This is a genomic window from Olleya sp. AS48, from assembly GCF_038900355.1.
Lineage (GTDB): Bacteria > Bacteroidota > Bacteroidia > Flavobacteriales > Flavobacteriaceae > Olleya.
The window spans coordinates 43,547-55,734 of sequence record NZ_JBBMRD010000011.1; the positions used below are offsets into that span (position 1 = coordinate 43,547).

At 32.5% G+C, this 12,188-nt stretch carries 13 protein-coding genes; 1 reads left to right on the plus strand and 12 read right to left on the minus strand.

Going from position 1 to position 12,188, the window contains the following annotated elements; translation table 11 throughout:
• Window positions 1–3: 3 nt before the first annotated feature.
• The 7 genes from lspA to WNY60_RS13145 all read right to left on the minus strand — a co-directional run bounded on the left by lspA (window position 4) and on the right by WNY60_RS13145 (window position 6,384).
• The gene (gene lspA / locus WNY60_RS13115) at window positions 4–486 is read right to left on the minus strand and encodes a signal peptidase II (protein WP_145003443.1); all 483 of its coding nucleotides are present in this window, start codon (window positions 484–486) and stop codon (window positions 4–6) included.
• A complete protein-coding gene (fabD, locus tag WNY60_RS13120) occupies window positions 479–1,378 on the minus strand; it encodes an ACP S-malonyltransferase (RefSeq protein WP_145003440.1) in 900 nt (299 codons plus the stop codon). The genes lspA and fabD overlap by 8 nt, the downstream gene beginning before the upstream one ends.
• A 137-nt stretch (window positions 1,379–1,515) precedes the next feature.
• The gene (locus tag WNY60_RS13125) at window positions 1,516–3,072 is read right to left on the minus strand and encodes an FAD-dependent oxidoreductase (RefSeq protein WP_342862618.1); all 1,557 of its coding nucleotides are present in this window, start codon (window positions 3,070–3,072) and stop codon (window positions 1,516–1,518) included.
• An 80-nt stretch (window positions 3,073–3,152) separates the two neighbouring features.
• Window positions 3,153–3,887 carry an SDR family oxidoreductase gene (locus tag WNY60_RS13130; RefSeq protein ID WP_342862620.1) on the minus strand — a complete coding sequence of 245 codons (735 nt, stop codon included), beginning with the start codon at window positions 3,885–3,887 and terminating at the stop codon, window positions 3,153–3,155.
• Between the two features lie 9 nt (window positions 3,888–3,896).
• Window positions 3,897–4,709: a haloacid dehalogenase type II gene (locus WNY60_RS13135; protein WP_342862622.1), complete on the minus strand. Its 813-nt coding sequence runs from the start codon at window positions 4,707–4,709 to the stop codon at window positions 3,897–3,899.
• A gap of 59 nt (window positions 4,710–4,768) precedes the next feature.
• The gene (locus WNY60_RS13140) at window positions 4,769–5,371 is read right to left on the minus strand and encodes a TetR/AcrR family transcriptional regulator (RefSeq protein WP_145003428.1); all 603 of its coding nucleotides are present in this window, start codon (window positions 5,369–5,371) and stop codon (window positions 4,769–4,771) included.
• A 101-nt stretch (window positions 5,372–5,472) separates the two neighbouring features.
• Window positions 5,473–6,384 (minus strand): dihydrofolate reductase, encoded by a 912-nt coding sequence (locus WNY60_RS13145; RefSeq protein WP_339809197.1) that lies wholly within the window; start codon window positions 6,382–6,384, stop codon window positions 5,473–5,475.
• Window positions 6,385–6,646: 262 nt separating this feature from the next.
• Between WNY60_RS13145 and WNY60_RS13150 the strand changes: the two genes are divergently transcribed.
• Window positions 6,647–6,943: an isoamylase early set domain-containing protein gene (locus tag WNY60_RS13150; RefSeq protein WP_292942713.1), complete on the plus strand. Its 297-nt coding sequence runs from the start codon at window positions 6,647–6,649 to the stop codon at window positions 6,941–6,943.
• A 29-nt stretch (window positions 6,944–6,972) separates the two neighbouring features.
• Here the strand turns inward: WNY60_RS13150 and WNY60_RS13155 are convergent, their stop codons facing one another.
• The 5 genes from WNY60_RS13155 to WNY60_RS13175 form a co-directional block, all read right to left on the minus strand.
• Window positions 6,973–7,851, minus strand: a complete 879-nt coding sequence (locus WNY60_RS13155; RefSeq protein ID WP_342862623.1) for a hypothetical protein — start codon at window positions 7,849–7,851, stop codon at window positions 6,973–6,975.
• A 9-nt stretch (window positions 7,852–7,860) separates the two neighbouring features.
• Window positions 7,861–8,685: a thymidylate synthase gene (locus WNY60_RS13160; protein ID WP_145003390.1), complete on the minus strand. Its 825-nt coding sequence runs from the start codon at window positions 8,683–8,685 to the stop codon at window positions 7,861–7,863.
• A gap of 90 nt (window positions 8,686–8,775) precedes the next feature.
• Window positions 8,776–10,464 carry a nucleoside transporter C-terminal domain-containing protein gene (locus tag WNY60_RS13165; RefSeq protein WP_145003371.1) on the minus strand — a complete coding sequence of 563 codons (1,689 nt, stop codon included), beginning with the start codon at window positions 10,462–10,464 and terminating at the stop codon, window positions 8,776–8,778.
• Window positions 10,465–10,474: 10 nt separating this feature from the next.
• Entirely contained in the window at window positions 10,475–11,083 is a 609-nt protein-coding gene (locus WNY60_RS13170) for a bifunctional nuclease family protein (RefSeq protein WP_342862625.1), read from the minus strand.
• Between the two features lie 113 nt (window positions 11,084–11,196).
• Window positions 11,197–12,159 carry an electron transfer flavoprotein subunit alpha/FixB family protein gene (locus WNY60_RS13175; protein WP_145003366.1) on the minus strand — a complete coding sequence of 321 codons (963 nt, stop codon included), beginning with the start codon at window positions 12,157–12,159 and terminating at the stop codon, window positions 11,197–11,199.
• Window positions 12,160–12,188: the final 29 nt, after the last annotated feature.

The following is a 12,188-nucleotide window of genomic DNA, read 5'->3' on the forward strand; positions in this document are numbered from 1 at the left end:
TTTTTATGCTTTTTTATTTTTAAAACTGCCTACAATTAAGCAACCCATACCAACCATAACAGAGACATCTGCCAGATTAAATATACCAGTTCTAAATACGCCTCCTAAATCGATATGTAAAAAATCGGTAACAGACCCATAAACAACTCGGTCATAAACATTAGCTATTCCACCACCAATAATACAGCAAAATCCGACTAAGGTCATTGTATTAATTGTTTTATCTTTAATAATATGTCTTAACACCAATGCTAAAACAATAATTGGTAAGATTAACAATAAAGCAATTCTAAGGGTAGGACTAAAGTCACTTCCCATACCTAAAAAGGCACCTTTATTTTCTACATTATGAAGTGTAAAATATTGTCCAAAAATTTCAGTTTCAGATCCAGCAATAACATCAGCTCTAACAATAAATTTAGAGACTTGATCTAAAATAATATTAAAAACAATTAAACCAAGTATTAGTATGTTTCTACTACTCATCCGTTTTAGTTTCTAAAGTTGCAGATTCGGTTTGAGCTTCTCTATCTATTTTTTTAACTAATCCTTGAAGTACTTTTCCTGGACCTACTTCAGTAAATAGAGTAGCACCATCTTTAATCATTTGTTGTACTGATTGTGTCCAACGTACTGGAGCAGTTAATTGGGATATTAAATTTGCTTTTATTTCGTTTTCATCTGTAATTGCTGTTGCAGTTACATTTTGGTAAATAGGACAATTTGGTTTGCTAAACGTTGTATTTTCAATAGCAGCAGCTAATTCTTCTCTTGCAGGTTCCATCATTGGAGAGTGGAATGCGCCACCAACAGGTAGCATTAAAGCACGTCTTGCACCAGCTTCTTTTAACGCTTCGCAAGCACGTTCTACAGCACTAACTTCTCCAGAGATTACTAATTGCCCAGGACAATTATAGTTTGCTGCAACAACAACACCATCTATTTGCGCGCAAATATCTTCTACAACTTTATCCTCAAGACCTAAAACAGCAGCCATAGTACTTGGTTGTAACTCGCATGCTTTTTGCATAGCTTGAGCACGTTGCGATACTAATTTTAAACCATCCTCAAAGCTTAAAGCTCCAGCAGCTACTAATGCCGAGAATTCTCCTAGACTATGTCCTGCAACCATTTCTGGTTTAAAACTATCACCTAAAGTTTTAGCTAAGATTACTGAGTGTAAAAATATAGCAGGTTGCGTAACCTTCGTTTCTTTTAGTTGGTCTGCAGTACCTTCAAACATAACATCTGTAATGTTAAAACCTAATATGGCATTAGCATCTTCAAATAAATGTTGTGCTTCTGGTGAGTTTTCGTATAAATCAAGACCCATTCCTGTAAATTGGGCACCTTGACCTGGAAATATATATGCTTTCATTGCTTTCTTATTTAAGTAGCGAAAATAAGAATAATATCTGTATATGTAGCATGTCAGATATTAAGATTTACTTAAGGTTTAAGCTTAGTAATTAAGGTTGTATCGCTATTAATGACTATAATTAAAGTCTAATTAAATTAAAGGTTTCCTGTTGCAGCTTCTGCACAACGCTCACCATCCATAGCAGCACTAATAATTCCGCCAGCATATCCACCACCTTCACCACATGGAAATAAATTTGTGATTTCTGGATGTGCTAAATTTTCAGTTCTTGGTATACTAACAGGAGATGAGGTACGTGATTCTACACCAATTATATTAGCTTCTTCAGTATAATAACCTTTCATTTTATCACCAAAAGCTTTAAAGCCTTTTCTTAAAGACGCTCCAATTAATTTAGGAAATAAACTATGTAGAGGTGCACTATTTAAACCTGGTTGATAAGAAGTTTCATTTAAAGTATTAGATAGTTTTCCTTCTACAAAATCGGTCATGCGTTGTGCTGGTGCAACTTGGCTACGTCCTCCTGCAGTAAAGGCTAGTTTTTCTAAATCCTTTTGAAATTCTAAAGCTTTTAAAGCTCCAAATTGTTCGTATTTTTTAAGATCACGTTCTGCATTAATTTCTACAACTATTCCAGAATTTGCAAATTTATTATTTCGTCTAGAAGGTGACATTCCGTTAACAACAACTTCTCCGTTGGCTGTTGCTGCAGGTACTATAAATCCGCCTGGACACATGCAAAAACTGTAAACACCACGACCATTAACTTGTTGCACCAAACTATAGGATGCTGCAGGTAATAATTCTGGTCTTGGTCCTTCACAGTGGTATTGTATGCTGTCTATAATATGTTGTGGATGTTCTGCTCTGACACCCATTGCAAAAGATTTTGCTTCGATTGCAATATTTTTATCGTGTAATAATTGAAAAATATCACGCGCAGAATGTCCTGTAGCTAAAATTACTTTGTCTGTAATTAACTCCTCGCCATTTTGAAGTTGAATGGCTTCAATTTTGTTATTCTTAATTGAAAAATCAGTAACACGAGTGTTAAAATGAATTTCACCACCAAATTTTATTATGTTTTCTCTTATGTTTTGAACCACTTTAGGAAGTTTATTAGTCCCAATATGTGGATGGGCATCAACCAAAATTTGATCTGTTGCACCATGATATACAAGGTTTTCAAAAATACGACGTACATCACCTCGCTTTAAGCTTCGTGTATATAATTTACCATCACTATAGGTTCCTGCTCCACCTTCTCCAAAACAATAATTAGAATCTTCATTTACAAAATGGTCCTGATTAATGGCTTTTAAGTCACGACGTCTGTCTTTTACATTGGCACCACGCTCTAAAACAATTGGTTTAAACCCTAATTCTATACAGCGCAAAGCTGCCCACATACCAGCTGGACCAAATCCAATGATATGAATTGGTTTTGCTTTGGATACATCTTTATAGTTAAACGTATAATCTGAAGTTTCTGGAACAGGTTCTTTTATGTAAACAGATACTTTATAGTTTAATATTATTTTAGGCTTTCTGGCATCAATGGATTTACGTAATATTTTAATACCAGTGATGTCGTCTCTAGACATGGATAGCCATTCCGCAGATTTTTTAATTAAAATATCTGGAATCTCTTCTTCCTTTAAAGAAATACGAAGTTGAATGTCTTTTACCATGCTGCAAAATTAACAAAAATTAAAAGATAAGATTCAAGTATTTTAATTTATGATTTATACTTTCAAAAAATATTCTAAGCCTATATTAAAGCGCCATTTGCTCCAATGACTTGTCCTGATATCCATTTAGAATCGTCACTAGCTAAAAACAAAACGACTTTTGCAATATCTATTGGTTTTGCTAATCGATTAAAAGCATTCATGCTACTTAATTTACCTATAAAATCTTGAGATTTTCCATTTAAAAACAATTCAGTTTCTGTTGCTCCAGGCGCAATTGCATTGACAGAGATACCTCTACCAATTTCTTTGGAAAACACTCTTGTCATTTGCTCTACAGCAGCTTTAGAAGCAGAGTAAAGTGCATAAGTTGGAAACATAAGCTTTACAGTGCTAGACGACACGTTGATAATTATACCATTATCTGCTAATTTGCTATCGGCTTCTTGTAAAGTATTAAATACACCTCTAACATTAATATCAAATTGTTTTGTAAAATCCTCTTGATTATTATCTTTTATTTTTTTTGAAATCATCACACCTGCATTATTAATTAGCACGTCTAATTTGCCATAATGTGATAAGGTTTGGTCAAAAAGATTACTAACATCTTCTCTGTTACTTACGTCTGCTTTAATAGCTATAGCGTCACCACCATTGTCTATAATGCTTTGTACAGTTAGGTCTGCATCCTTTTTGCTATTGGAATGATTTACTACTACTTTGGCACCATGTTTTGCTAATAATTCAGCTATTTCTTTGCCTATTCCTCTAGATGATCCAGTGACTATAATGACTTTGTTCTCTAATTTCATATGTTGCTTTTAGTTGTTATTATATTTTAAAGCTATTAATTGTTCTGTAATTAAAGCTAAATCTTTTGCAATTATTTCTGGTTTATCAGCTAAAGGATACAATTGTGCTCCTGGTCTGCTTATAAATGCGCCACGCCAATTTGCCCAAAGTGCTCCAGCAATATCCCAACCATGTGCAGCAACTAAAAGACACTCTTCAGGTTTTATTTTCATTTGTCTTGCAGCCCAACGATAAGAATCAGCATGAGGTTTAAATTTACCAATATCCTCTACGCTTAATCTTTTGTCAAAATAGTCAAGTAATCCAGAGTTTTTAAACTGAGTTTCGACACCTTTGTTAGAAGAATTTGTAAATGATACCAATGTATATCCTGCATCTTTTATCTTTTTTAAGCTAGCTTTAACTTCGGGATGTGCTGGTAAAGATCTTATTGGCCCCAAAATAGCTTCTTTTGCTTCCGTTTCGGATAGTGTGATTCCGTGGTTTGAAGCTACCATTTGTAAAGCAGCTGCACCAATTACACCAAAATCGTTATATTGATTACCAACTGTACTAACTAATGAATATTGTAACATTGTTGTAAACCATAAGGGTAATAAATCTTTTCTGTTATCTAATATTTTACCTACACTATCTTTCATAGCTGTTAAGTCTAATAAAGTTTCATTGACATCAAAAAATATGACTTTAGGTGGAGTTACATCTAAATTAGGTGTTTTATTGTCTTTAACAGAAGTGGAAAATGCTAAATGTGGAGCAACCAAACTTGCTAATGCTGCTTTTTTGATAAAATCTCTTCTTTTGTTTTGTTCAGTTTTCATATAAATATATATTATTGTAAATAAAACATACTAATAGGTATGTTTTGCTATAAAAAAAATTAAGTTTTTATTTGATTTATGTATAATGATAAGCCTGTAATGTACTCTTCAAGGATGTCATCGTTATTGTACAATTTTCTTATACCTCGAATCCCTTCAAAAGCACTGATTAAATAAACTGCAATTGCATTGCTTGATATGTTTTTTTTAATAGTGTTTTCATATTGACCTCTTTCAATTAGCTGTATTAATGCTTTTTTCCAATCATCAATAATTCGTCTTAATACTAGTTGATAGGCTATTTCTAAATCTCCAACTTCATTTATAAAATTATTCATTGGACAGCCATGTTGCTTTTCATAAACAGGAAAAGATTTTAAACGCTCTAAAAATGTTGTTTCTAAAATCTGTATTGCATTTCCAGATTGGAACAAAGGATCAATCATACCCTTATAAACTCTTTTTTGCACTTTTAAACTTATCACTGCAAGTCCAAGTTCTTTTTTGTTTTTATAGTGATGGTAAAAAGCACCTTTAGTTAAGTTGGTTGCCTTCATTATTTTGTCAACACTCGTGGTTTTAAAACCGTTTTCATAAAACAGCTTAAACGATTCGTCTAAAATAATTTGTTTGGTAAGTTCTGATTTTTCGTTTTGCAGCATGTAACAAAAATAAACTTAAAAGATACTAATAGGTATGTTTTTGGTGTTAAACTTAAATTAAAATTAATTTAAGTTGTTTTATGTGGTTGTTATAAAGTTGATTACACTCTTTGGAAAGTTAAAAAGGAAAATTCAAATTCATGATTTTCATCTTTTTTATGAAAGGTGTTTGCGGTTTCTTTCCATTGTGTCCTATCAATTTCAGGAAAAAAGGTGTCTGCATCAAAATTAGAATGTACACGAGTTAATTCAATTTTGGATGCATAAGGCATGGCTAGTTTATAAATTTCTCCTCCACCAATTATAAAGGGTTGCGAATCATTTTTAGCTAAGTTAATAGCTTCTTCTATACTACCAACAACTATAATACCTTCAGGTGCTTTATAATTAGATTGCCTAGATATTACTATATGAGTACGATTTGGTAGTGGCTTTGGAAAGCTCTCAAACGTTTTGCGACCCATAATAATGTAGTGACCAGAAGTTAAGGCTTTAAAACGTTTTAAATCGTCGCGTAAATGCCATATAAGGTCGTTGTTTTTACCAATTTCATTATTTTCGCCAGCAGCAACAATCATGGTTAGATTGTTTATAGATTTAGTTTGTTGTTTATTAAAAACTTCACTTTTAGCAATGGTTAGATCTTCTTTTTCAACTTGTAGTTTAAGTTTTTCTATTCTAACGTTTTGTTTATTTACAAGTTTGGCTAACTGTTGATCTTCCCATTCTTTACCCATAAATTTAGAGGTTACAAACACATTAAATACATGGTATAAAAAGATAAATAACCAAGCCATTATGGCAAATACAAACCAATTAATGCCAAAAAACTTAGTGTCTTTGCCAATGCCTAAAACTGTATTTGCAACTATTAAAAAAACTGCCCCAATTAAGAAAATTACAAAATGAGCGTATAATCGCTTTTTTTGCTTAATCCTGCGTTGTGCATTTTTTATTAATTCTAACTGTTCTTTATCTATTTGCGGTTTTTCTTTTTTCTTTAATCCAAACATAGCTAACTATTATAATGTAAAGTTAATGATTTTATGATATTTGATTTTGTAAATTTTAAACGAAATCGATTTAGTTTGATTGTCAGTTGTTTACAGTTGTTTTTGAGCTGTTATTATTAACAATTTAGTACACTTAATTTAATGAAAATGCTGATTTTAAGCGTTAATTTTAATAATCTCATAAAAGTTTAAAATTAATTAATTTTTATGTTGATGACTGAAAAAATCTTATCTAATTTTAAAGCTTTAAAACATTAATATTATGGCTATTAAGAAACAATTTTTGAAAAGTAAACCAATTTGTAAAGTCACTTTTACTGTTCCTGCAGCAGGAGCAAAGGAAGTTACTGTTGCAGGTAATTGGAATGAATGGAATACTGCAGCCGAACCATTAAAAAAGTTAAAAAACGGAACGTTTAAAGGGACTGTAAATCTAGAAGCTGGTCAGGCTTACGAGTTTAAATATGTTGTTGATGGACAATGGGAAAACGAAGTCGAGGCAGACGCTTATGTATGGAGTGATTATGCAGCCACAGATAATAGTGTTATAAAGTTATAAGGCTTTAAAATGCTAAAATCGGTCAACAGTTATTCCTTTCTTTTTTTTCGTTTAAGTCTTTTACGTTCTTTTCTTTGAGCAGCTGTTTCTGCAATATTAAAGGTTATTGGTAAACCGTAAGGAACGTTTACTGCCTTACCTTTTTGCATTCCTGGTGATTCTAGTTGAGGTAAAAGTTTTATTACTCTTTTGGCTTCTTTTTCTAAAGCAGGATGTGGCGCTCTAGTTAGGATGTTTACAACTTTGGCGTCTTTGTCTATCTTAAAACCAACATATATTCTGATAACTCCAGAAGGCAAATTAAGTGTAGATGCTAAGTTAGTATTAAAATTTTGTAGCACATGTCTGCCAATAGCATTACTCATACATTTTCTTGCTGCTTCTTGGGGTAAATTTGGAGCGCAACCTGGATATACAGGTACTTGTTCTACTAGAGAAAACGGAACATCTTTAGGTATGTAGTTTTTTATTGGTATAATAGTACTATCTGCTCTATTAATTTTAAAACCTAAGAGTAGGTTTTTATAATCGGCAACTCCATTATTATATTTGTCTAATACAGGTAATACTTTGGGAAAACTATCCTCAAGATAATTTAATTCATTTTTTAAACTGTCCATATAAATATGAAATCCAGACATTTTTTTTATTAAATCTCCTTCTTCGTTAAAAAATAAATTGGCAGATAGGTCTAGTGTATCTTTTTTTGAATAACGGATTATTTTAGTTTTTATACTTTTTGTTAATGAAGAATCTATGAATTGTAAAACCTTATCTTCAAAACATAACTCTAAATCCTCTGCACTCTGGCAACCAGGAAATATTGCTTTTTCGCGATTATATTCAGGTTTAGATTGGCTAAATGCAAAACTTGAAAATAAAAATAAAAATAAATAAATATACTTCATTTGATAAATTTATACAGCTACTGCACCTTTTATGTGTGGATGTGGATTATAATTTTCTAAGGTAAAATCTTCAAATTTAAATTCAAAAATATCTTTAACATCAGGGTTTATTTTCATTGTTGGCAATGGTCTAATGTCTCTAGAAAGTTGTAATTCTAATTGTTCAAAATGATTGCTATAAATATGTGCATCTCCAAAGGTGTGTATAAAATCACCTGCTTCATAACCACAAACTTGAGCCATCATCATAGTAAATAATGCATATGAAGCAATATTAAAAGGAACACCTAAAAACGTATCAGCACTACGTTGGTATAATTGACACGAAAGCTTACCATCTGCTACATAAAACTGAAAAAAAGCATGACAAGGTGGTAATGCAGCTTTACCATTGGCAACGTTTTCTGAAAAACTTTTTGAGTTGTCTGGCAATACTGAAGGATTCCAAGCCGATACTAACATACGTCTACTATCTGGATTGTTTTTTAAGCTATGTATAACATCTTTAATTTGGTCTATTTCATCACTATTCCAATTTCTCCATTGGTGTCCATAAACAGGTCCTAAATCTCCATTCTCATCTGCCCAATCATTCCAGATTTTGACTCCGTTTTCAGTTAAATACTTAATGTTTGTATCGCCTTTTAAAAACCATAATAATTCATATATAATGGATTTTAAATGTAATTTCTTAGTGGTTACCATTGGAAAACCTTCACTTAAATCAAAACGCATTTGATAACCAAAAACACTTTTTGTTCCTGTTCCTGTACGATCTCCTTTTTCGTTTCCGTGTTCTAATATATGTTGTACTAGGTCGTGGTATTGTTTCATTTTTATTAAATTTTCAAGAATTTAAAAGTATAAAAAAGGGTTAACATTAAAATGTCAACCCTAAAATATATATAAAAAGTTATTAACTGTCTATCCAATAATCATACCAGCAATTGTAGCAGAAATTAGTGAGGCTATAGTACCTCCCAATAATGCTTTCATTCCAAATTTAGATAACGTTTTACGTTGTCCTGGAGCTAATGATCCAATGCCACCAATTTGAATTCCTATAGATGCAAAGTTGGCGAAACCACAAAGCATATACGTTGCCATAATTATAGATTTTTCGTAAGTTAAGTGTGTTGCTTGGGCAACGTCTTTAAGTTCTGCTAATTGGATGTATCCAACAAACTCACTTGCTGCTAATTTAATACCTAATAACTGTCCCATAAGTGCCATATCTGTTTGTGCAACACCAATTAACCACATTAAAGGTGCAAATATGTAACCCAAAATAAGCTCTAACGATAAGGCAGTGTAGCTTGTATTATGTTCAATCCATTCGTTTAAAGAAGTAACATCTCCAACCCATCCAAGGATTCCGTTAACCATTGCAATAAATGCAACAAAAACTAATAGCATGGCACCAACATTAACAGCTAATTTTAATCCTTCAGTCGTTCCGTTTGCTATAGCATCTAAAATGTTTGATCCTATTTTATCTTGTGACACTTCAACGTCAGTGTTTACCTCTTCTGTTTGTGGAAATAGTATTTTTGAGATTACTATCGCTCCTGGAGCTGCCATTACAGATGCTGCTAATAGATGCTTAGCATAAAATAATCTTAAAGCTTCATCATCTCCTCCTAAAAAGCCTATGTAGGCAGCAAGTACTGCTCCTGCAACTGTTGCCATACCACCAATCATAACTAATAGCATTTCTGATTTGGTCATTTTTTCTAGGTATGCCTTAATAAGTAAAGGTGCTTCTGTTTGGCCTAAAAAGATATTTCCTGCTACACTTAAACTTTCTGCTCCAGATATTTTAAGTGCTTTAGATAATAGCCAAGCCATAGCTTTTACTACACGTTGGATAATACCTAAATAAAATAATAAAGACGTTAATGCAGAGAAGAATATAATAGTTGGTAAAACTTGAAAAGCAAAAATAAATCCAAAGGTATCCATATCTACCACTAAACCTTCAAATAGAAATTTACTTCCTGCTCTGGTAAAATCTAATACACTTATAAATAAACCACCAACAAACTCGAAAGCAGTTTTAATAAATTCAACTTTTAAAACACCAATAGCAATTAATAGCTGGAAGGCTAAACCTATTCCAACAATCTTCCAATCGATTGCTTTACGATTACTACTAAATAAAAACGAGATAAAAATTAGGGCTACCATACCTAAGGCACCACGCCATAAACTATTAAACGAAAATCCTTCGCTTGGTATAATTTTATTAGCTTCTGATACTGCTAGCTGAGCAGCTGTTTTTTCTTTTATTTTAAAAGAATAGACATTTTGTTTTTCTTTAAATACTAATGTAGAGTCTGTTAGTGTTTGTACTTTAAGTCGTTTAGTTACATCTGCTGGTGTATCGTAATAAAAAACTAATACATTATTTTGAAATAGATAATCTCCCGTTTGATTATTGTGCGTAAATGCACCTTCTTTTAAAGTAAGTACGTCATTAACCAAAAGGTTAGTACTTGTAGAGTCTAGTTTTGTTTTGCTTGCCTCGAGTTGCCAATCTTTTTCAATGTCTTGGGCAAAAATAGACGTAATACTTATTAGGGTCGCTACAATAGCAAGTGCAAAATGTTTCATTGTAAAGGGATTATCGTTTAGAGATTTCGTCTCTTATTTTAGCTGCTTTTTCGTAATCTTCGTTAGTTACAGCTTCGTCTAGAAGGTTGTGTAATTCTTCTACTGTTTTGGAAATATAATCGTCTTGAGAAGGTTCCATCTCTAATTCCTCGTTAATAATATCTTCAATTAAGATATTATCTGGATCCTCTTCTTTTGTGGGATCTACTTTTAAATAGATTCCTGCTTTATCTAATATGTTTTTATAAGTAAAAATAGGAGCATTAAAACGTAAAGCTAAGGCTATAGCGTCACTAGTTCTAGCATCTATAATTTCTTCAATATTATCGCGTTCGCAAATTAAAGAAGAATAGAAAACACCATCTACCAATTTATGTATAATGACTTGTTTGACTACAATATCAAAGCGGTCAGCAAAGTTTTTAAATAAATCGTGAGTTAATGGTCTTGGAGGTCTTATTTCTTTTTCTAAAGCTATAGCAATGGATTGCGCCTCAAAAGCGCCAATGACAATTGGTAGTTTTCGGTCGCCATCTAATTCGTTTAAAATTAGTGCGTAAGCGCCATTTTGTGTTTGGCTATACGATATGCCTTTTATATTTAATCGGACTAAACTCATAGTATTTAAAAAGCAAAGAACTGCTTAAATTAGGACTTTACCAAACTGCACTAGGCAGTTTTTGTACATAATTTAAACAGTCCTTTGTTAATAGAACTTAAATTTATAAAAAATTATGCGTTTGCTGCTTTAAACGCTTTTAATTTTTCAATAAGTTGTGGGACAACTTCAAAAGCATCTCCAACAACACCATAATCTGCTGCTTTAAAGAAAGGTGCTTCTGGATCTGTGTTAACAACTACTTTTACTTTAGAGGCATTAATACCTGCTAAATGCTGTATAGCTCCAGATATTCCGATAGCAATGTATAAGTTAGAAGCTACAGGTTTTCCTGTTTGTCCAACGTGCTCACTATGAGGTCTCCAGCCTAAGTCAGATACTGGTTTAGAGCATGCTGTTGCTGCACCTAGAACATCTGCTAACTCTTCAATCATTCCCCAGTTTTCTGGTCCTTTCATTCCACGACCTGCAGATACTACTATTTCTGCATCAGCAATTGTAACTTTATCTGTTGCTTTGTCTACAGACTCTACATTTACACCTGAAGTTGGTAAGCTAGGCGAAAAATCTTCAGCTGCAGCTGCACCATTATTTTCTACTAATCCGTAAGAATTGTTAGAGACTCCAACAATTTTAACATCTGTATCTATTGTTGTTAAGTTAAATGCTTTATTTGTAAAAGCAGTACGTTTAACTGTAAAAGGAGCTGTTGAAGTTGGTACTTCCATTACATTGGATGCGTAACCTGCTTCTAAACCTACAGATAATATTGGTGCTAAATATTTGCTATCTGCACTTTGACTTAATATTACGACCTTAGTCCCTTCGTTTTTTGCTGCTTGTGCAATTGCCGAAGCGTATGATTTTGCATTAAAGTTTTTTAAAGCATCATCAGATACTTTTAATACTTTATCTACTCCGTATTTTCCTAATTCTGAAACATCATTGGCGTTAACCGCAACTGCTGTAACTGTTGTACCTAATTGGTCAGCGACTGCTTTGGCGTAAGAAGCAACTTCAAAAGCTGTTTTTTTAAAGGTTCCGTTTTCTGATTCTGTATATACTAAAACTGACATGTTTTTTTTGTTTTAAGATTAATTACTAA